The sequence below is a fragment of the Streptomyces sp. NPDC086077 genome (assembly GCF_040686175.1).
Lineage (GTDB): Bacteria > Actinomycetota > Actinomycetes > Streptomycetales > Streptomycetaceae > Streptomyces.
Genome location: NZ_JBFBJT010000036.1, coordinates 1 through 19,292 on the forward strand (window position 1 = coordinate 1; position 19,292 = coordinate 19,292).

Here is a 19,292-nt window from a genome sequence, read left to right on the forward strand (position 1 = left end):
GCCGGTCTACGGCAGTTCCGGCGGCCTCAACGACGGCTTCGCGCTGGCCGACGTACCGAAGTCGCTGCGCACGGCCGTGAACAAGGAGCAGCCGCTCACCTCGAACAACAAGTCGCCGTACCACCTGTACTGGCAGCGGATCGTCGACGGCGGCACGCCGTATCTGGTGGCCGGCACCCGGGTGATCGGCGGCGGGCCGACCGGCTACATGGTCAAGTCGCTGGAGCCGGAGGCCAAGGACCTCAACTCGCTGGCCTGGTCGCTCGGCATCGCCACCGGCCTCGCGCTGATCGGCTCGGCACTGCTCGCGCAGGCCGCCGCCACGACCGTGCTGAAGCCCGTGCACCGCCTCGGTGTCGCGGCGCGGCGGCTCGGGGAGGGCAAGCTGGACACCCGGCTCAGGGTCTCGGGCACCGATGAACTGGCCGATCTGTCACGGACGTTCAACAAGGCCGCCGAGGCGCTGGAGAAACGGGTCGCGGACATGGCCGCGCGGGACAACGCGTCCCGGCGGTTCGTGGCGGACATGAGTCACGAACTGCGGACACCGCTCACCGCGATCACCGCCGTGACGGAGGTGCTGGAGGAGGAGCTGGAGTCCGAGAGCGGCAGCCTGGACCCGATGATCGAGCCCGCGGTACGGCTGGTGGTGAGCGAGACACGCCGGCTGAACGACCTGGTCGAGAACCTCATGGAGGTCACCCGCTTCGACGCGGGCACCGCCCGGCTGGTCCTGGACGACGTCGACGTCGCCGACCAGATCACCGCCTGCATCGACGCCCGCGCCTGGCTGGACGCGGTCGAGCTGGACGCGGCGCGGGGCATCCACGCCCGCCTGGACCCGCGCCGCCTGGACGTCATACTCGCCAACCTCATCGGCAACGCGCTCAAGCACGGCGGTTCGCCGGTGCGGGTGGCCGTGCGCGAGGAGGACAGCGAGGTCGTCATCCAGGTGCGCGACCACGGGCCCGGCATCCCCGAGGACGTCCTGCCGCACGTCTTCGACCGCTTCTACAAGGCCAGCGCCTCCCGCCCGCGCTCGGAGGGCAGCGGCCTCGGCCTGTCCATCGCCCTGGAGAACGCCCACATCCACGGCGGTGACATCACCGCCGCCAACTCGCCCGAGGGCGGGGCGGTGTTCACGCTGCGGCTGCCGCGGGACGGGTCGGACGTGGTGCGGGCGGCGGAGGAGAAGCGCTCGGAGAAGGAAGACACGTGAGGAAGGGGGGACGCGTGCGCAACGCTCGTCTCCTGGTGGTGCCCGTGTTCGCGGCGCTGCTCGCCGGCTGCGGCATCCGGGCCACCGAGGTGCCGACGGACTTCGGCGCGGCGCCCTCGCGGGCGCACTGTTCGCTCGCCGGCTCGGACATCGCCACGCAGTCCTCGGCGGGGATGCCGGTGCGGGTGTTCCTGCTCTGCGGTTCGTCGCTGGTCGCGGTCGACCGGGCCGTGCGGGTACCCGAGGTCGCGGAGGACTCCGAACGCCGGGTGCTGGTGGCACAGGGCCTGCTGGACGAGCTCGCCCAAACACCGCCGACGGCAGAGAAGCAGGCCGGCTACTCGACGGACGTACGCGCGGGTACGGCGGTCGTCGGGCCCGGCCGACGGGATCCCGAGGACACGCTGCGGCTGTCCACCGCCCCCGACGACCTGGCCTCCTACGCGCTCGCCCAGATCGTGTGCACGTTCTCCGACTCGGCGGCGGCCGAGGGCGACGGATCGGTGATCCTCGGCGGCCCCGGTACCGCGCCGCCCCGCCGCTACGAGTGCACGGACGACGTCCGCGCCCGTCCGGGCGAGGTGGATCCGCCGTCGGCGGAGGTCAAGGACGGCTGACGGCGGGTGTGGCGCAGGCCTCACCCGGGTAGGGAGGTCCGACTCGGAACCGATCGCGCCGAGGGCCGCGTCTTGGGTGGCGTGCAGCGTCAAGGCTCCAGGGGCGGCAGCGCCGCGATCCACATGCGGGTGACGGGGGGTGTCCTCCTCGCCGCGCACCTCGCCCTCGTCGCCTGGTACACGCTGCGTCCGCTGGACGTGCCCTGGGTGATGCCCGCCAATCTGCGTCCGCTCGCCGGTATCCGCGCCGATCTCGCGCTGGGCTGGCCGGAGGCGGCCCGCGGCGTCGGGGGCGGACTGGCGCTGCTGGCGCCGCTGGGCGTGCTGCTGCCGCTGGCCGGGGGCAGACTGCGGGTCTCGCCGCTCGGCTCCCTGGTCCGCACGGTCACCGCCGGGGCGCTGATCTCACTCGGCATAGAGCTGCTCCAGACCGGCGTGCCGGGTCAGGTCGTGGACGTCGACTCCCTGCTGCTGAACACCGTGGGCGTCGCCCTCACTCATGTCGCCCTCGTCCCCATGGGCCGCTCCTGGCTGCGCCGCAGGGTCCGGGCCCGGCGCCGGGCGGCCCCGCCGGCCCTCCCCAGGGAGGAAGCGTCTCAGGGTCGTACCCCGACGATTCCCAGGGTCGGTATCGCCCCATGGAGCGACGCTTTGCCCCCTTCGTCACCGTAGCGTTGTTGTCAGACGGGGCAGCCGGAAGAAGCCCCGGAAAGACGCACCGCGAACGAGCCGAAAAGACGAAGGAGTCCTGATGAGCCGCCTTGCCCGCCCCACCAGTGGTCGGATGATCGGCGGAGTGTGTGCAGCGCTGGCACGGCGCTTCGGCACTTCCGCGACCACGATGCGTGTGATCTTTCTGATTTCCTGCTTGCTGCCCGGCCCCCAGTTCCTGCTCTACATCGCGCTGTGGATCCTGCTCCCGGCGGACGGCAAGGCCGCCCGTACGGCCTGGTGACAGCCACCTGATCTGCCCTCCCTCAGGGGCACGTGCCGATGGGGCGCAACCCTTACCAGGGTGCGCCCCATCGGCATGTTCACATGGTGCGGCTCAGCCCAGCGGGATGCCGTTCACCGGGGTGCCATGGGTGGGCAGGCCCTGCACCGGCAGTCCACCGAGCAGTTTCGCGGCCGGGCCGGTCGGACCCTCGGCCAGCACGGACTCGGCGGCCGGCTGGACCGCCCGCAGCCCGACGCCGAGCGCGGTCTGCCCCTGGGTCAGCGCAGCGGAGGAACCCGGCACCGCCTGGTTGAGGTTCTCCGCCGGCAACGTCCTCGTGACCGTGTCCAGCGTCTGGCCGGCGTCGGGGAGGGTGGCCGGAGCGGCGTCGGCGGCGCCCGCACCGGTGGCGGCGAAGGCGGCACCGAGGGCGGCGACACCGAGGGTCTTGGCAGCAGACTGCTTCATGGTGAATTGCGTCCTTGACTGACTTGAAATGGGATAAACGGGATGGCGGATCAGGGGGGCGGTTCAAGAACGTAAACACCCCGGGGTACCCGCCGCAAACATCGAAATGCGGATGGATGGTGAACGCCCGTCCGCACTCACTGATCCCCGTCGAGCCCTAGGAAGCCGTGGAGTCCCTGGTAGACGCGGTCTGCTGGAACAGCCATTCGGACTTCAGCTCGGCATAACCGGGCTTGATCACGTCATTGATCATGGCCAGTCGTTCATCGAAAGGAATGAATGCTGACTTCATAGCATTGACCGAGAACCACTGCATGTCTTCGAGCGTGTAACCGAATGCCTCGACAAGGTGCTCGAATTCCCGGCTCATGCTGGTGTGCGACATCAGCCGGTTGTCCGTGTTCACGGTGGCCCGGAAGTGCAGCCGCCGCAGCAGTCCGATGGGGTGCTCGGCGTAGGAGGAAGCGGCGCCGGTCTGGAGGTTGGAGCTGGGGCACAGCTCCAGCGGGATGCGCTTGTCCCGGACGTAGGAGGCGAGCCGGCCGAGCCGCACGCTGCCGTCCTCGGCGACCTCGATGTCGTCGATGATCCGCACGCCGTGCCCGAGCCGGTCGGCGCCGCACCACTGCAGGGCCTGCCAGATGGACGGCAGCCCGAAGGCCTCGCCGGCGTGGATGGTGAAGTGGTTGTTCTCGCGCTTGAGGTACTCGAACGCGTCCAGGTGCCGGGTGGGCGGGTAGCCGGCCTCGGCGCCCGCGATGTCGAAGCCGACGACACCCATGTCCCGGTAGCGGTTGGCGAGTTCGGCGATCTCCAGTGCGCGGGCCGCGTGCCGCATCGCGGTGAGCAGGGCGCCCACGCGGATGCGGTGGCCGCTCTCTCGGGCGATCCGCTCCCCTTCCCGGAAGCCCTCGTTCACGGCCTCGACGACCTCTTCGAGGGTGAGCCCGCCCTCCAGGTGCTGCTCGGGCGCGTAGCGCACCTCGGCGTAGACGACACCGTCCTGCGCGAGGTCCTCGGCGCATTCGGCGGCGACCCGGACCAGGGCCTCGCGGGTCTGCATCACGCCGACGGTGTGCGAGAAGGTCTCCAGATACCGCTCCAGGGACCCGGAGTCGGCGGCCTCGCGGAACCACAGGCCGAGCTTGCCGGGGTCCGTGTCGGGGAGTTGGGAGTAGCCGCTGTCACGGGCGAGGTCGACGACGGTGCCGGGACGCAGCCCGCCGTCGAGGTGGTCGTGCAGCAGAACCTTGGGTGCCCGGCGGATCTGGTCCGGGCTCGGGGTGTGCCCCATCCGGTCAGTCTGGCTCGTCATCTTCGCACCCTAGCTCCTACGCGCGTAGATCGCCGGATGTACGTTTCCGTCGATACGTAACGGTGACCGTGCGGACGGGTGGCGTACACCGGCGCTTCTGACACTGTTCTGTCATGGCACAGCAAGCGACGCCGGTTCGCACGGCCCGGCTGGGACGGGCGTTCGGTCCGGAACCGACGGCGGTGAGCGCAGTGGTGCTGCTGCTCCCCGGCGGTGAGCCGAGCTCCGCCCGCAGACCCTCTCCCCTGGTCGCGGCCGCGTCCGTACGGGGGTTGGGACGCCGGCTGGTACGCGCGGGGCGGGGGGAAGGGCTGGCCGCGCATGTCGTGCACTACCGCTACCGGGGGTGGAACGGCAGCGAGGCGCATCTGGCCCGGGACGCCTCCTGGGCCGCCGACGAGGCCGTACGACGCTACGGCGACGTCCCCGTCTGCCTGGCCGGGATCGACATGGGCGGGCGGGCGGCGCTGCACGCGGGTGGGCACGAGGCCGTCAACTCCGTACTGTCCCTCGCTCCCTGGCTTCCGGAGGACGACGTGGCGGCCTCACCCGAACCGGTGAAACAGTTGGTGGGGCGGCGGGTGCTGATCGCGCACGGCACGAACGACCAGCGGACCGATCCCGAGCTGTCGTTCCGGTACGCGGCGCGGGTGAAGAAGGTCAACCGGGACGTGTGCCGGTTCGAAGTGCATTCGGATCGGCACGGGTTGCACCAGCACCGCGACGAAGTGCTCGCTCTGGCCGAGGACTTCGTGATGGGCGTGCTCTTCGGGCGGGGGTTCTCGCGACCGGTGGAGGACGCGTTGGCCGCGCCGCCGCCGTTGGGCTTGCGGATGCCGTTGGCTGCGGGGTTCGGGCGGTCGTTGCGGCGGTAGCGGGGTTCGGGTCGGGTCGTCCGGGCTGCGGCTCGTTCAGGTCGGGAGCAAGTTGCCTCTTCTGGAGAGGAGGAACTTCTTGAAGGCCGCCACCGGGGGTGTGTCCGGGTGGCCCTCCAGCCAGGCCACGCCGATCTCGCGGGCCGCGCGCGGGGCTGTGACCGTCAGCTCCACCACTCCCGGGCGGGCCACCGCCGGGGGCGGGAGGAGCGCCACACCCAGGCCCGCGGCCACCAGGCCGCGCAGGGTTTCCGCCTCCTCGCCCTCGAAGGCGACACGCGGCTTGAAGCCGGCCTCGCGGCAGAGGTCGTCGGTGATCCGGCGCAGGCCGTAGCCGGGCTCCAGGGTGACGAAGTTCTCCTCCGCCGCCTCGGCGAGGCGGATGCGCCTGCGGGTGGCCAGGCGGTGCTCGGCCGGGACGACGAGACGGAGCTTCTGCTCGTCGAGACGGCGGGCCACCAGGTCGGGGGCGTCGGGGACCGGTGAGGTCAGGCAGAGGTCCAGTTCGCCCGTGCGGAGGCGTTCGAGCATGGCCTCGCCGTAGTTCTGGACCAGGCTGAAGCGGACCCGGGGGTGGTCCGCGCGGAAGGCGTGCAGCAGGCCGGGGACGGTCTCCGCGCCCATGGTGTGCAGGAAGCCGAACGCGACCTTGCCGGTGGTGGCGTCGGCGTCGGCGCGCACCTCGTCGGCGGCGCGCTCGATCTCGGCGAGGGCACGGTCCACCGAGGCGAGGAAGGTGCGGCCGGCGGCGGTGAGGGAGACCGTCCGGCCGCGACGGGCGAACAGGTCGACGCCGAGGTCCTGTTCGAGGCGGACCATGGCGCGGGAGAGGGTGGACTGGGGGACGTCCATCTCCTGCGCGGCCCTGGTGACGTGCTCGGTGCGGGCGACGCCGGCGAAGTGCGCGAGGCGCGGGGCGAGAAGTGTGACGATGTCTCGTGTGTCACTGGCCGGTGACAGCCGGGGCTGTGAGCTTTGTTGATGCACCATGGGAATGATTATGACGATTCCATGCATTGGACGGATGAACGGGCGCGTACGTAACTTCGAAGCATGACTCCCGCCAGTACCGGGGCGTCCACCGTCGTGGGCGCCGTTCCCTCCGCTCCTTCCGCTCCTTCCGCTCCTTCCGCCCCTTCCGCTCCTGTCTCCGACTCGCGTATGGCGCCGGGCGGACCCGGATACCGGCGGATGAGTTTCGCCCTCTTCCTCGCGGGCGTGGCCACCTTCGCGCTGCTGTACTCCACTCAGGCACTGCTCCCTCTGATATCGGGGGACCTCGGGGTGACGGCGGGCGAGGCGAGCTGGACCGTGGCGGCGGCCACGGGTGGTCTGGCGCTGTTCGTGATCCCGATGAGCGCGCTGTCCGAGCGATTCGGGCGCCGTGCGGTCATGACGGTGTCGCTGGCGGTGGCGGTGGGCGTGGCGCTGCTGGTGCCGTTCGCCGGGTCGCTGACCACGCTGGTGGCGTTGCGGGCGGTGCAGGGGGCCGCACTTGCGGGGGTGCCGGCGGTGGCGACCGCGTATCTGGCGGAGGAGGTCCGGCCGAAGGCGCTGGTCACGGCGATCGGGCTGTTCGTCGCGGGCAACAGCGTCGGGGGGATGAGCGGTCGGGTCATCACCGGGTGGGTCGCGCAGGAGTGGGGCTGGCGGGTGGCCGTCGGTGCGCTCGGCGTGGTGGCCGTGGCGTGTGCGGTCGCGTTCCGGCTGCTGTTGCCGGCGCCTCGGCACTTCTCCGCGGAGTCGCTGCGGCCGCGGGTGCTGTGGGGGACGGTGCGCGGGCATCTGGGCAATCCGCTGCTGCGTCGGCTGTACGCGATCGGTGCGCTGTTCATGACGGTGTTCGGCGGGGTGTACACGGTGATCGGGTACCGGCTGACCGAGGAGCCGTTCGGGCTGCCGCAGGGTGTGGTGGGCTCGATCTTCCTGGTCTACCTGGTGGGTACGGTGTCGGCGTCCACGGCGGGTCGGATTGTGGAGCGGCTCGGGCGCAGGGGTGCGCTGTACCTGGGCGGCGGTACGACGGCGGTGGGGCTGGTGCTGTCGCTGGGCGACTCGCTGGTGCTGGTGCTGCTGGGGCTGGTGCTGATCACGGCGGGGTTCTTCACGGGGCACGCGGTGGCCTCGTCGGCGGTCAGCAAGACGGCGACGCACGGGCGGGCGCAGGCGTCCGCGCTGTACCAGTCGGCGTACTACGTGGGTTCCAGCGCGGGGAGCACGGTGGGGGCGATGGCCTTCCACGCGGGCGGCTGGAGCGGGACCGTGAGCGTGGGGTTGCTGGCGGTGCTGGGGGTTGTGGGGATCACGCTGCTGGGGTCGCGGGCGGCGCGGGTGGCTGCGGCGCGGGTGACCGCGTAGGGCGCCGCCCCATGCCTCCGGCGCCTGTGCGGGTGCGGGGGGGCGCTGTGGGGTGCCGTGAGGGTGCGGGTGGCGCCTTCTGTCCGGGGGGTGGATCGGGGCCGCGCCGGGGGTGTCCGTCCTCGGTAACGGCACGGAATCGGTCCCTCACCAACTCGCCCGTGTTGACGCGCCGCTGCGGGCGGACACCCCCCGACACGACCCCTTCTCGCCGTACGCGACTGCGCTCCGTGGGCACGGCCCCTGTTCGCTGTGGGCGGGTGCGGCGCCCGCGGCCGGCAGCGCCGGGCTTGGGGGAACTGTTGACGCACCCCTTCTGGACAGGCCCTTTTCCTACTCGGGGCGCCATTGTCAGTGGGCTGCGGTAGCTTCCGAAGTGCTGGGTGCAATGGTGCGCGGCACAGGGAACGGCCACAGGGGTGGGTGGACGATGAGCAACGGCACGGCGACGACGACAGATCTCGACGCCACACTGGAAAAACACCGGGTCGAGCTGACGGGCTACTGCTATCGCATGCTCGGCTCCTCCTTCGAGGCGGAGGACGCGGTCCAGGACACCCTCGTCCGCGCCTGGCGCAGCTACGACAAGTTCGAGGGACGTTCCAGCGTCCGGTCCTGGCTCTACCGGATCGCGACCAACGTGTGCCTGGACATGCTGAACGCGGGCAACAAGCGCGCCAGGCCGATGGACCTGTCGGAGGCCACCCCGCTCGCGCAGGCCGCGCTGTCGCCGCGCCCCGACCACACCTGGCTGGAGCCGATGCCCGACGCCCGTGTGCTGCCCTCGACCGCCGACCCGGCGGAGGCGGCCGTCGCCAAGGAGTCCGTGCGGCTGGCGTTCATGGCCGCCCTCCAGCAACTGCCGCCCAAGCAGCGCGCCGTGCTCATCCTGCGCGAGGTGCTGGCCTGGAAGGCGAGCGAGGTCGCCGAGCTGCTGGGCACCTCGGTGGCGTCGGTGAACAGTGCCTTGCAGCGGGCCCGCGCCACGCTCGCGGAGCGCGAGGACACCGGCTCGGACGCGGTGGTGTCCGACGCGCTGGACGAGGAGCAGCAGAAGCTCCTGGAGCGTTACGTCGCGGCGTTCGAGGGCTACGACATGACGGCGCTGACCGCCCTGCTCCACGAGGACGCCGTGATGACGATGCCGCCGTTCGACCTGTGGCTGCGCGGCCCGGCCGACATCACCGGCTTCATGACCACCATCGGATCCGCCTGCGCCGGCTCCCGGCTGCGTCCAGTCGAGGTCAACGGCATGCCCGGCTTCGCGCACTACAAGCCGGACCCGGAGTCGGGCGGCTTCGTGCCGTGGGCGGTGCAGGTGCTGGAGATCTCAGACGGACGGATCACCGGGTTCCACTGCTTCCTGGACACCAAGCGGTGGTTCCCGCTGTTCGGGCTGCCCCTCCACCTCGAAGCGGAGGCCGACCAGGTCGAGGAGGGCGTGTAGGGCCGGGTCGGGGTCGCGGAGCCGGATGCCGCTTCCGGCCCGCTTGGCCGTCAGCGCCAGCCGGGCCAGCAGGTCGACGGTCCCCAGACCTGGTGGCCCGATCGCTCCGACGTCACATACGACCACTGGCGCCCCGGTGTCCTCCAGCAACGCCCGCACGTCATCGCAGAGCCCTGTCACCTCGTCCCGGGTGACGGGGCCGGCCAGCACGATTTCGGCGGGGGTCATGGCATCCACGAACCGGTAGACCGGCGGGGCCGCCATAACTCATCGCCGGCGGACCCCCCGTCGCGCCGCGAGGATCACATTGACCTGGGCCAGGGCTGCCGCAGAGGGTTGGGTGTATGCGCCATGGAACACCCCCGCCCGCGACAGCCGGAACACGTCTCCCCCTCAAGGGGGCGTCGTGCAGGGGGTTTTGAGCGGCTTCGCGGTGATCGCGGTGGTCATCGCCGTCGGTTACGCGATCGGGGTGCGGGGTCACCTCGGTGAGCAGGGGCGCGAGGTGCTCACCAAGCTCGCGTTCCATGTGGCCTCGCCCGCCCTGCTCTTCACGACTCTCGCGGGCGCCGACCTGTCGGTGGTCTTCTCCAGCCGGCTCCTGGTCACCGCGCTGAGCACGGCGGCGGTGGCGGGAGTGTTCGTGGCGGTGGGTGTCGTACGCCGCTGGGGGATGGGACGTACGACGGTCGGGGCGCTGTGCTCCAGTTACGTCAACTCGGGCAACCTCGGCATCCCCATCGCGGTGTACGTGCTGGGTGACGCGTCGCTGGTGGCGCCGGTGCTGCTGTTCCAGCTGGTCGGGGTCACACCGATCGCGCTGACGATCCTGGACCTTTCGGCCGGGGGCGGGGGGAAACGGCCGCTGTGGCAGCGTCTGCTCACTCCGCTGCGCAATCCGATCGCCCTCGGCTCGCTGGCGGGGGTGGCGGTGTCGGCGACCGGTCTGCGTGTCCCCGGCCCGGTCATGGACCCCCTGACGCTGATCGGGAACATGTCCGTCCCGGCCGTCCTCTTGGCCTTCGGCATCTCGCTGCGCGGCAGCACCCTCCCGCTGCGCGGCGGGGAACGGGGACCGGTGCTGCTCGCGGTGGCGCTCAAGGCAGGTGCCCAGCCGCTGATCGCCTGGGTGCTGGCGGCGGGCGTCTTCGGTCTTCGTGGCGCGGCCCTGCTCGACGTGGTCGTGACGTCGGCGCTGCCCGCCGCCCAGAATCTGTTCACGTACGCGAGCAGCTACCGGGTGGGCGAGGTCCTGGCACGCGAGGCGATCCTGCTGTCCACGGTGCTGTCGGTGCCGGCGCTGGTCGTGGTGGCGACGCTGCTCGGGTGAGTCCCTGCTCCCGGGGTCCCCGTTCGGCGCGGGCCGGATCCGGCATGCGGAACGGGACCGGTGGGGCTCCACCGGTCCCGTTCACCCGACAGGGAGAAGCGCGGGTCAGGCGATGCGCTCCAGCACCACCGGGGACGGCGTGAAGTCCGTGCCGGGGGCCGCGACGTCGTACGAGCCGTCGACCGCCTGGAGGGCGTAGTCGAAGCGCTCGGGGGTGTCGGTGTGCAGGGTCAGCAGGGGCTGGCCCTCCGTCACGGTGTCGCCGGGCTTGGCGTGGAGCTCGACGCCCGCGGCGGCCTGCACCGGGTCCTCCTTGCGGGCGCGGCCGGCGCCCAGGCGCCAGGCGGCGATGCCGATGTCGTAGGCGTCGAGCCGGGTGAGGACACCGGACGACGGGGCCTTGACGACGTGCTGTTCCTTCGACGTGGGAAGCGTGGCGTCCGGGTCGCCGCCCTGGGCCGCGATCATCCGGCGCCAGACGTCCATCGCCGAGCCGTCGGCCAGCGCCTTCGCCGGGTCGACGTCCCGGACGCCCGCCGCGTCCAGCATTTCGCGGGCCAGCGCGACGGTCAGCTCGACCACGTCGGCGGGGCCGCCGCCGGCCAGGACCTCCACGGACTCGCGGACCTCCAGCGCGTTGCCCGCCGTCAGGCCGAGCGGCGTCGACATGTCCGTCAGGAGCGCGACCGTCCTCACGCCGTGGTCCGTGCCCAGGCCCACCATGGTGGAGGCCAGTTCGCGGGCGTCCTCGAGCGTCTTCATGAACGCGCCGGTGCCCACCTTCACGTCGAGCACCAGCGAGCCCGTGCCCTCCGCGATCTTCTTCGACATGATCGAGGACGCGATCAGCGGGATCGCCTCGACCGTGCCGGTGACGTCGCGCAGCGCGTACAGCTTCTTGTCGGCGGGGGCGAGGCCGTCGCCGGCAGCGCAGATCACCGCGCCCACGCCGTCCAGGACCGAGAGCATCTCCTCGTTGGAGAGCAGCGCCCGCCAGCCGGGGATCGACTCCAGCTTGTCCAGGGTGCCGCCGGTGTGGCCGAGGCCCCGGCCGGAGAGCTGCGGGACGGCCGCGCCGCAGGCGGCGACGAGGGGGGCCAGCGGAAGGGTGATCTTGTCGCCGACGCCACCCGTCGAGTGCTTGTCCGCCGTGGGGCGGGACAGGGACGAGAAGTCCATGCGCTCGCCGGAGGCGATCATCGCCGCCGTCCAGCGGGCGATCTCGCCGCGGTTCATGCCGTTGAGCAGGATGGCCATCGCGAGCGCCGACATCTGCTCGTCGGCCACCTCGCCGCGCGTGTACGCGTCGATGACCCAGTCGATCTGCTCGTCGCTGAGTTCACCGCGGTCCCGCTTGGTGCGGATGACGGAGATGGCGTCCATGGCCATGCTGGCTTTCCTTCCGGGGATTGCGAAGAGCACGGCCCCTGCGGACGGGGTCGCAGGGGCCGTACAGGAGTTACGAGGAGAGGTGCTCCGGCCCGAAGGCGTGGGGCAGCATCTCGGACAGCGGCAGGATGCCCGCCGGGGTGTCCAGCAGCAGGCCGGGGCCGCCGAATTCGTACAGCAGCTGGCGGCAGCGGCCGCACGGGACGAGCAGCTCGCCCCGGCCGTCCACGCACGTGAAGTGCGTCAGCCGCCCGCCGCCGGTGCGGTGCAGCTCCGAGACCAGCCCGCACTCGGCGCACAGGGAAATCCCGTAGGAGGCGTTCTCGACGTTGCAGCCGGAGACGGTGCGCCCGTCGTCGACCAGGGCGGCGACGCCGACCGCGTAGCCGGAGTAGGGGGCGTACGCGTGGGTCACGGCCTCGCGGGCCACCGTGCGCAGCGCCTCCCAGTCGACTTCGGCGGGCGGTGTCACTTGCCCTGTCCCTTCCGGTACGGCAGACCGTCGGCCTTGGGCGGCCGCAGTCGCTGCGCCGAGAGCGCGAGGACGACCAGCGTGATGACGTACGGCGTGGCGGAGACGACCTGGTTGGGGACCTCGTTGGTGGTGGCGTACCAGGCGAAGACCAGGGCGCCGGCGACGAGGGTGATGGCCGCGTTGACGTACTTCTTGCGGACCACCATCCAGACGGCGCCGATGATCAGCAGCAGCGCGCCGAGCAGCAGCAGGGCGTGGACGTTCTCGGAGCCGCCGCGCAGGTTGAGGCTGTCGGTGTAGCCGAACAGGCCGGCGCCGATGGCGAGTCCGCCCGGCATCCAGTTGCCGAAGATCATCGCGGCGAGACCGATGTATCCGCGACCGCTGACCTGGCCCTCCAGGTAGAAGGGGTTGGCGACGATGGAGAGGAAGACACCGCCGAGGCCGGCCAGGCCGCCGGAGATGACGACCGCGATGTACTTGTACTTGTAGACGTTCACGCCGAGCGACTCGGCCGCGACCGGGTTCTCGCCGCAGGAGCGCAGCCGCAGGCCGAACGGGGTGCGCCACAGGATCCACCAGGTGGCGGGGATCAGGGCGATGGCGACCAGGGTCAGCCAGGAGACGTTGGTGACCAGGCCGCCGAGCAGGCCGGCGAGGTCGGAGACCAGGAACCAGCCCTGGTTGTTGAGCTCCTTCAGGCCGTCGGACAGGCCCGGCACGGTGAAGTGGCCGAGGGAGTCGACCGCCGGGGACTGCTTGGCGGAGCCGCCCGCGTGGCCCTCGAAGGCGAGGGGGGCCAGGTAGCGGGTGGCGCCGAGGGCGAGGATGTTGATGGCCACACCGGAGACGATGTGGTTGACGTTGAAGGTGACGGTGACGAAGGCGTGCAGCAGGCCGCCGATCGCGCCGCCGAGGACGCCGACGAGGACACCGGTCCACGGGCCCCACTGGAAGCCGGCCCAGGCTCCGAACCAGGTGCCGAGGATCATCATGCCTTCGAGGCCGATGTTGACCACGCCCGCGCGCTCCGCCCAGAGGCCGCCGAGGCCGGCGAGGCCGATCGGCACGGCGAGCTGGAGCGCGGTGGACATCTGGCTGACGTTGGTGATGCCGTCGGCGCCGGTGATGATGCGGACGAGCGAGGTCAGCGCCAGGGCTCCGGCGATGATCAGCAGCAGGACGGGCCACGACAGGCGGCGGCCGGTCGGCGCCGCGGGCTGCAGCGTGGGCTGGTTGACGTCGGTCGCGGTGGTCATCGGCCAGCCACCTCCTTCGTGTTGTGGGCGCCGAGGACGTGACCGGCGGCGAGTTCGGCGCCGACGCGGCGCTGCTGGCGGCGCAGACCCCATTCGCGGACGGCCTCGTAGGAGACCACGACCGAGAGCACGATCAGGCCCTGCATGATGACCGCGATCTCCTTGTCGTAGCCGTGGAAGTCCAGCTCGGGCGAGGCCTTGTCGAGCCAGGCCCACAGCAGGGCGGCGAACGCGATGCCGACCGGGCTGTTACGGCCGAGCAGGGCGATGCCGATGCCCAGGAAGCCGATACCCGTGGGGAAGTTGAGGCTGTACGTGTGGGTGTCGCCGAGCAGGATGGGCAGGCCCGCGAGACCGGCGAGGGCGCCGGAGATCAGCATGGCGGTCAGCGTCATCCGCTTGGGGTCGACGCCGGAGGCCGCGGCGGCGGACTCGGAGGCGCCGGAGGCACGCAGGTCGAAGCCGAAGCGGGTGCGGTTGAGGACGACCCAGTAGCCGATGCCGAGCAGCACGGCGAGGACGACCAGGCCGTAGATCTCGCCGGCCGCGCCCATGTCGATGCCGGGCACCCAGCCCGAGGAGTGCATCTCGCCGGTGGTGTTGTTGTTGCCGACCTTGACGCCGAAGACGCTCGGGAGCCACAGGTAGCCGATGACGGAGGTGGCGATCGCGTTCAGCATGATCGTCGCGACGACCTCGCTGACGCCCCGGGTGACCTTCAGGACACCCGCGATACCGGCCCAGAAGGCGCCCGTGAACAGCGCGGTGAGGAGCAGCAGCGGAATCTGGATCACGGCCGGCAGGTTCATGTGGGCGCCGACGACGGCGGCCATCATGGCGGCGAGCTGGTACTGGCCGTCCACACCGATGTTGAACAGGTTCATCCGGAAGCCGATGGCCACCGCGAGCGCCGCGATGTAGTACATCGAGGCCTGGTTGATGATCAGGACCTGGATGTCGGAGAAGCCGGCCTGCTCGAACATCACGGCGAACGGCTCGACCGGGTTCTTGCCGGAGGCGATCAGCACGATCGCGCTGAGCACGAAGGCCACGGCGAGCGCGATGACCGGTCCGGCCACCGCGAGGAGCACGCGCTCCTTGTCGAACTTCTTCATCAGCGGGCCTCGTCTTCCGGAGCCTCGGGAGACTTGCGGATCTCGGGGGTCTCGGGGGTGTCTGCCGGGGTCTCGGGGGTCTCTTCGTGCTCCAGGTGACCGGTCGCGGCGCCCGTCATGGCGGAGCCCAGCTCCTCCGGGGTGATGGTGGCGGGGTCGGCGTCGGCGACCAGCCGGCCGTTGTAGATCACCCGGAGTGTGTCGGACAGGCCGATCAGCTCGTCCAGGTCGGCCGAGATCAGCAGCACGGCCAGGCCCTCGCGGCGGGCCTCCCGGATGTGGTCCCAGATCGCGGCCTGCGCGCCGACGTCCACACCGCGGGTGGGGTGGGCGGCGATCAGGAAGCGCGGCTCGTGGCTCATCTCGCGGCCGACGATCAGCTTCTGCTGGTTGCCGCCGGAGAGCGAGGCGGCGGTGACGTCGATGCCGGGGGTGCGGACGTCGTAGGCCTCGACGATGCGCCGCGTGTCCTCCTGCGCGGCCTTCGGGTCCAGCCAGACGCCCTTGGCGTTGGGCTTCTCGGTGACGTGACCGAGGATGCGGTTCTCCCAGAGGGGGGCCTCCAGGAGCAGGCCGTGCCGGTGGCGGTCCTCGGGGATGTAGCCGACGCCCTGCTCGCGGCGCTTGCGGGTGGGCCAGCCGGTGATCTCCTCGTCGCTGAGGGCGATCGTGCCGGAGTCGGCGTGGCGCAGGCCGATCAGCGTGTCGACCAGCTCGGTCTGGCCGTTGCCCTCGACGCCCGCGATGCCCAGGACCTCGCCGGCGTGGATGGTGAAGGTGATGTCGTCCAGCAGGGCCTTGCCGCCGGGGGCGGCCAGGCGCAGCTTGTCGACGGTCAGGACCGGGCGGTCGGTGACCGTGGACTCGGCGGTCTCCGGGGTGGGCAGCTCGCTGCCGACCATCATCTCGGCGAGCTGGCGCGGGGTGGTCTCGGCGGGGACGGCCGTGCCGACGGTCGTGCCGCGGCGGATGACGGTGATCTCGTCGGCGACGGAGAGGACCTCGCCCAGCTTGTGCGAGATGAAGATGACCGACAGGCCCTCGGACTTCAGCTCCCGCAGGTTGGCGAAGAGCGCGTCCACCTCCTGCGGCACGAGCACGGCGGTCGGCTCGTCGAGGATCAGCGTGGTGGCGCCGCGGTAGAGGACCTTGAGGATCTCCACGCGCTGGCGGGCGGCGACGCCGAGTTCCTCGACCAGGACGTCGGGGCGGACGCCGAGACCGTAACGCTCGGAGATCTCCTTGATCTTGCGGCGGGCCTTGGCGCCGATGCCGTACAGCTTCTCGCTGCCGAGGACCACGTTCTCCAGCACGGTGAGGTTGTCGGCCAGCATGAAGTGCTGGTGCACCATGCCGATGCCGCGCGTGATGGCGTCGGCCGGGCTGTGCAGGGAGACCTGCTCGCCGTCGATGGTGATGGTGCCCTCGTCCGGCTTCTGCATGCCGTAGAGGATCTTCATCAGCGTCGACTTGCCGGCACCGTTCTCGCCGACGAGGGCGTGCACGGTGCCCTTGCGGACGCTGAGGTGGATGTCGTGGTTGGCCACGACTCCCGGGAAACGCTTGGTGATCCCGGCGAGTTCGACGGCGGTCGCCTGACCGTGGACCGCCGCTCCGGCCGGAGGGCTGCTGGACGCGTTGATGGCGCACTCTCCTGGGGACGGGGGCCGTCTACGCGCGTAGTGCCCCTACGGCATACAAAGCGGGGCGACGCGCCGGGACAACGGGGTACAGGGAGGCCGACTCCCCGTACCCCGTCGATCGGACGTGACCCCGCGGTTACCGACTGCTCGGCAACGGCTTGTCAGCTGCTCTTGACCTTGATCTCGCCGTTGATGATCTTCTCCTTGGCCGCTTCGATGGCTTCCTGGAGCTCGGCGTCGTCCGCGAACTTCGGGTTGGAGTCCGCGAGGCCCACCTCGCCGCTCTTCAGATCGCCCCTGACGATACCGGTCTCGGGCTTGCCGTCCTCAACCGACTTCGCAAGGTTGTAGACGGCCTTGGCGACGTCCTTGGTGGCCGACGTGAGGATCGAGTCCTTGTACTTCGCGAGGGCTTCCTGCTTGTACTGGTCGGAGTCGACACCGATCGCCCACACCTTGTTGGCGGCGGCGGCCTCGATCACGCCCTGACCGGACAGACCGGCCGCCGCGTAGACGACGTCGGCCTTCTTCTCGATCTGGCCCTCGGCGGCCGTCTTGCCCTTGTCGGGGCTGGAGAAGCCACCCTCCTCGGCGGTCTGGGTGAGGTACTGGGAGAGCACCTTGACCTTCGGGTCGGTGTCCTTGACGCCCTGCTCGAAGCCCGCCTGGAACTTGTGGATCAGCGGGATGTCCACGCCGCCGACGAAGCCGACGACATCGGTCTTGGTGCTCTTGGCGGCGGCCACACCGGCCAGGTACGAGGCCTCCTCCTCGGAGAAGACCAGGTCGGCCACGTTGTCCGCCTGGACCTGGGAGTCGTCGACGATGCCGAAGGTGGTGTCGGGGTACTTGGCCGCGACCTCCTTCACGGCCGGCGCGTACGCGTAGCCGACGCCGATCACCGGGTTGTGGCCCTGCTTCGCCAGCGACGCGAGGCGCTGCGCCTTGTCGGCGTCCGTCTCGCCCTCGGTGGGCTCGATGTCGGCCGTCTCGTACTTGAACTCGGCCTTCGCCTGCTCCAGGCCGGCGTACGCGGCGTCGTTGAAGGACTGGTCGCCCTTGCCGCCGACGTCGTAGGCGATGGCGAGGCCCTTGTCACCCTTCGAGTCCGAGGACGAACTCTCGGTCGAGGTACCGCCGCAGGCGGAGAGGACGAGGGCGAGGGAGGCGGTCGCTGCGCCTGCGACCGCGATGCGGGAAACCCGGCGCATGTGTGGTGCTCCTGTCGTACTGGCGGATCCGGAGTGTGCGGGTGCGTTCCCGCGCCGTTCAGTGCGTGCCCGCACTTCTCCGGGGCGCAGCGCCGCACGGTTGAGCTTCGGCGCTGGCTTCGCCGCAGATTAACGCGCGTAGACCAGCCTGAAAACCCCTTCTGTCCACCTTGTTATGCGGCCGTGGCCAACGGCACTCCGGGTCCAGGTCAGAAGCTTGCCACCCGCAAAGGTAGCGGGACCGCCGGGGACGACGAAGCGGGCGGGTGCTCACGGCACCCGCCCGCTTCGTACGGATCTGCTCTTTTCGCCTGCTCAGCAGCCGACCGCTACTCCGTCTTGACCTTGATCGAGCCGTCGATGATGCCCGCCTTGGCCTTCTCCACGGCGTCCTGAAGACCCGCGACCTTCGCGTACTCCGGGTTGCTGTCGGACAGGCCCACGCCGTCCACCTTCAGGTCGAAGGTCTGGACGCCGGTCAGCGGCTTGCCGCCCTCGACGGACTTGGCCAGCTCGTACACCGCACCGCCGACGTCCTTGAGCGCGGAGGTGAGGATGAAGCTCTTGTACGTGGCCAGCGCCTCCTGCTGGTACTGGTCCGAGTCGACGCCGATCGCCCAGACCTTCGCCTTGGCGGCGGCCTCGATCACGCCCTGACCGGACAGGCCGGCCGCCTGGTAGACGACGTCGGCCTTCTTCTCGATCTGGCCCTCGGCGGCGGCCTTGCCCTTGTCGGGGCTGGAGAAGCCACCCTCCTCGGCGGTCTGCGTCAGGTACTGCGAGACGACCTTGACCTTGCCGCCGCCGGTCGCCTCGACGCCCTGCTTGAAGCCGGCCTCGAACTTGTGGATGAGCGGGATGTCCACACCGCCGATGAAGCCGACGGTGTTGGTCTTGGTGGCCTTGGCGGCGGCGACGCCGGCGAGGTAGGAGGCCTGCTCCTCGGCGAAGACGAGGGAGGCGACGTTCTTGCCCTCGACAACGGAGTCGACGATGCCGAAGGTGGTGTCCGGGTACTTCGCGGCCACGGCCGTCATCGCGGGGCCGTAGGCGAAGCCGACGCCGATGACGGGGTTGTAGCCCTGCTTGGCCAGGGAGGCCAGGCGCTGTTCCTTGTCGGCGTCGGTCTCGCCCTCGGTGGGCTCGATGTCGGCGGTCTTGTAGCCGTACTCGTCCGCGGCCTTCTTCAGGCCGGCGTACGCGGCGTCGTTGAAGGACTGGTCGCCCTTGCCGCCGATGTCGTACGCGATGGCGAGGCCGAGGTCCTCCTTGGTGTCGCTGTCTCCGCCGCTGTCACTGCTGGTACCGCCGCAGGCCGTGGCGGCGAGGGCGAGCGACGCGACCCCCACCGCGACGCGGGTCAGTCTGGATATCCGACGCATCTGAAGTTCCCCATTCTCCAAAGCCCCGCAGTGGGCGCTCGGTTCGGCGCACATTAACGCGCGTAGACACTCCTGGGAACGGGGTTCCTCGTGGCCGTTATCCATTCGTGCCGGTGGCCGGTTACATGTGTGTGAACCACCGGCTCGAATGGTGTGCGCCTGGGGCGATCCCGGCGTGCTTCAGGGCGGGTCCGACCGCTAGGGGCAAGGCTGCCGCGCAGGCCCGGGGGCCGCAACCGGAACGATCCCGGG

At 70.7% G+C, this 19,292-nt stretch carries 19 protein-coding genes; 8 read left to right on the plus strand and 11 right to left on the minus strand.

Annotation, left to right across the window (positions count from 1 at the left end; translation table 11 throughout):
- From AB0O67_RS13335 to AB0O67_RS13350, 4 genes are all read left to right on the plus strand, one after another.
- A partial coding sequence (locus AB0O67_RS13335; RefSeq protein ID WP_365449337.1) for a HAMP domain-containing sensor histidine kinase occupies positions 1-1,219 on the plus strand: 1,219 nt, incomplete at its 5' end.
- A 14-nt stretch (positions 1,220-1,233) separates the two neighbouring features.
- On the plus strand, positions 1,234-1,836 hold the full coding sequence (locus AB0O67_RS13340; protein WP_365449339.1) for a hypothetical protein: 603 nt from the start codon (positions 1,234-1,236) through the stop codon (positions 1,834-1,836).
- 81 nt (positions 1,837-1,917) lie between these two features.
- Entirely contained in the window at positions 1,918-2,508 is a 591-nt protein-coding gene (locus AB0O67_RS13345) for a VanZ family protein (protein ID WP_365449341.1), read from the plus strand.
- A gap of 79 nt (positions 2,509-2,587) precedes the next feature.
- A complete protein-coding gene (locus AB0O67_RS13350) occupies positions 2,588-2,791 on the plus strand; it encodes a PspC domain-containing protein (RefSeq protein WP_365449343.1) in 204 nt (67 codons plus the stop codon).
- Positions 2,792-2,884: 93 nt separating this feature from the next.
- Here AB0O67_RS13350 and AB0O67_RS13355 read toward each other — a convergent pair whose 3' ends face one another.
- Both AB0O67_RS13355 and AB0O67_RS13360 read right to left on the minus strand, forming a co-directional pair.
- Positions 2,885-3,241, minus strand: coding sequence for an ATP-binding protein (locus AB0O67_RS13355; protein ID WP_365449344.1), 357 nt, complete (start codon positions 3,239-3,241; stop codon positions 2,885-2,887).
- A 157-nt stretch (positions 3,242-3,398) separates the two neighbouring features.
- Positions 3,399-4,556 carry an adenosine deaminase gene (locus AB0O67_RS13360; RefSeq protein ID WP_365449346.1) on the minus strand — a complete coding sequence of 386 codons (1,158 nt, stop codon included), beginning with the start codon at positions 4,554-4,556 and terminating at the stop codon, positions 3,399-3,401.
- Between the two features lie 113 nt (positions 4,557-4,669).
- Between AB0O67_RS13360 and AB0O67_RS13365 the strand changes: the two genes are divergently transcribed.
- Positions 4,670-5,431 (plus strand): alpha/beta hydrolase, encoded by a 762-nt coding sequence (locus AB0O67_RS13365; RefSeq protein ID WP_365449348.1) that lies wholly within the window; start codon positions 4,670-4,672, stop codon positions 5,429-5,431.
- A gap of 36 nt (positions 5,432-5,467) precedes the next feature.
- On the opposite strand, the gene AB0O67_RS13370 is transcribed toward AB0O67_RS13365, so the two are convergent.
- Complete coding sequence (locus AB0O67_RS13370; protein WP_365449350.1) at positions 5,468-6,421, minus strand: LysR family transcriptional regulator; 954 nt, start codon at positions 6,419-6,421, stop codon at positions 5,468-5,470.
- A gap of 63 nt (positions 6,422-6,484) precedes the next feature.
- On the opposite strand from AB0O67_RS13370, the gene AB0O67_RS13375 reads away from it, so the two are divergent.
- Positions 6,485-7,789: an MFS transporter gene (locus tag AB0O67_RS13375; RefSeq protein WP_365449352.1), complete on the plus strand. Its 1,305-nt coding sequence runs from the start codon at positions 6,485-6,487 to the stop codon at positions 7,787-7,789.
- A 430-nt stretch (positions 7,790-8,219) separates the two neighbouring features.
- A complete protein-coding gene (locus tag AB0O67_RS13380) occupies positions 8,220-9,236 on the plus strand; it encodes a sigma-70 family RNA polymerase sigma factor (protein WP_365449354.1) in 1,017 nt (338 codons plus the stop codon).
- Here AB0O67_RS13380 and AB0O67_RS13385 read toward each other — a convergent pair.
- Positions 9,120-9,500 (minus strand): STAS domain-containing protein, encoded by a 381-nt coding sequence (locus tag AB0O67_RS13385; protein WP_365449356.1) that lies wholly within the window; start codon positions 9,498-9,500, stop codon positions 9,120-9,122. The genes AB0O67_RS13380 and AB0O67_RS13385 overlap by 117 nt on opposite strands.
- A 142-nt stretch (positions 9,501-9,642) precedes the next feature.
- Between AB0O67_RS13385 and AB0O67_RS13390 the strand changes: the two genes are divergently transcribed.
- Positions 9,643-10,566, plus strand: coding sequence for an AEC family transporter (locus AB0O67_RS13390; RefSeq protein WP_365449358.1), 924 nt, complete (start codon positions 9,643-9,645; stop codon positions 10,564-10,566).
- Between the two features lie 105 nt (positions 10,567-10,671).
- Here AB0O67_RS13390 and AB0O67_RS13395 read toward each other — a convergent pair whose 3' ends face one another.
- From AB0O67_RS13395 to AB0O67_RS13425, 7 genes are all read right to left on the minus strand, one after another.
- The gene (locus AB0O67_RS13395; protein WP_365449360.1) at positions 10,672-11,955 is read right to left on the minus strand and encodes a thymidine phosphorylase; all 1,284 of its coding nucleotides are present in this window, start codon (positions 11,953-11,955) and stop codon (positions 10,672-10,674) included.
- A gap of 70 nt (positions 11,956-12,025) precedes the next feature.
- Positions 12,026-12,427: a cytidine deaminase gene (locus AB0O67_RS13400; protein ID WP_365449362.1), complete on the minus strand. Its 402-nt coding sequence runs from the start codon at positions 12,425-12,427 to the stop codon at positions 12,026-12,028.
- Positions 12,424-13,689 carry an ABC transporter permease gene (locus AB0O67_RS13405; protein WP_365449364.1) on the minus strand — a complete coding sequence of 422 codons (1,266 nt, stop codon included), beginning with the start codon at positions 13,687-13,689 and terminating at the stop codon, positions 12,424-12,426. Before AB0O67_RS13405 ends, AB0O67_RS13400 begins: the two co-directional genes overlap by 4 nt.
- Complete coding sequence (locus AB0O67_RS13410; RefSeq protein ID WP_365449366.1) at positions 13,686-14,804, minus strand: ABC transporter permease; 1,119 nt, start codon at positions 14,802-14,804, stop codon at positions 13,686-13,688. Before AB0O67_RS13410 ends, AB0O67_RS13405 begins: the two co-directional genes overlap by 4 nt.
- Positions 14,804-16,447: an ABC transporter ATP-binding protein gene (locus tag AB0O67_RS13415; RefSeq protein ID WP_365449438.1), complete on the minus strand. Its 1,644-nt coding sequence runs from the start codon at positions 16,445-16,447 to the stop codon at positions 14,804-14,806. Before AB0O67_RS13415 ends, AB0O67_RS13410 begins: the two co-directional genes overlap by 1 nt.
- A 161-nt stretch (positions 16,448-16,608) precedes the next feature.
- Positions 16,609-17,658: a BMP family ABC transporter substrate-binding protein gene (locus tag AB0O67_RS13420; RefSeq protein ID WP_365449368.1), complete on the minus strand. Its 1,050-nt coding sequence runs from the start codon at positions 17,656-17,658 to the stop codon at positions 16,609-16,611.
- Between the two features lie 329 nt (positions 17,659-17,987).
- Positions 17,988-19,040: a BMP family ABC transporter substrate-binding protein gene (locus AB0O67_RS13425; RefSeq protein WP_365449370.1), complete on the minus strand. Its 1,053-nt coding sequence runs from the start codon at positions 19,038-19,040 to the stop codon at positions 17,988-17,990.
- Between the last annotated feature and the right edge of the window lie 252 nt (positions 19,041-19,292).

Bases quoted from the DNA above. Each gene is read 5' to 3' on its own strand.
- AB0O67_RS13350 (WP_365449343.1), top strand. From the start codon at position 2,588: ATGAGCCGCCTTGCCCGCCCCACCAGTGGTCGGATGATCGGCGGAGTG.
- AB0O67_RS13355 (WP_365449344.1), bottom strand. From the start codon at position 3,241: ATGAAGCAGTCTGCTGCCAAGACCCTCGGTGTCGCCGCCCTCGGTGCC.
- AB0O67_RS13360 (WP_365449346.1), bottom strand. From the start codon at position 4,556: ATGACGAGCCAGACTGACCGGATGGGGCACACCCCGAGCCCGGACCAG.
- AB0O67_RS13365 (WP_365449348.1), top strand. From the start codon at position 4,670: ATGGCACAGCAAGCGACGCCGGTTCGCACGGCCCGGCTGGGACGGGCG.
- AB0O67_RS13370 (WP_365449350.1), bottom strand. From the start codon at position 6,421: ATGGTGCATCAACAAAGCTCACAGCCCCGGCTGTCACCGGCCAGTGAC.
- AB0O67_RS13375 (WP_365449352.1), top strand. From the start codon at position 6,485: ATGACTCCCGCCAGTACCGGGGCGTCCACCGTCGTGGGCGCCGTTCCC.
- AB0O67_RS13380 (WP_365449354.1), top strand. From the start codon at position 8,220: ATGAGCAACGGCACGGCGACGACGACAGATCTCGACGCCACACTGGAA.
- AB0O67_RS13385 (WP_365449356.1), bottom strand. From the start codon at position 9,500: ATGGCGGCCCCGCCGGTCTACCGGTTCGTGGATGCCATGACCCCCGCC.
- AB0O67_RS13395 (WP_365449360.1), bottom strand. From the start codon at position 11,955: ATGGCCATGGACGCCATCTCCGTCATCCGCACCAAGCGGGACCGCGGT.
- AB0O67_RS13405 (WP_365449364.1), bottom strand. From the start codon at position 13,689: ATGACCACCGCGACCGACGTCAACCAGCCCACGCTGCAGCCCGCGGCG.
- AB0O67_RS13410 (WP_365449366.1), bottom strand. From the start codon at position 14,804: ATGAAGAAGTTCGACAAGGAGCGCGTGCTCCTCGCGGTGGCCGGACCG.
- AB0O67_RS13420 (WP_365449368.1), bottom strand. From the start codon at position 17,658: ATGCGCCGGGTTTCCCGCATCGCGGTCGCAGGCGCAGCGACCGCCTCC.
- AB0O67_RS13425 (WP_365449370.1), bottom strand. From the start codon at position 19,040: ATGCGTCGGATATCCAGACTGACCCGCGTCGCGGTGGGGGTCGCGTCG.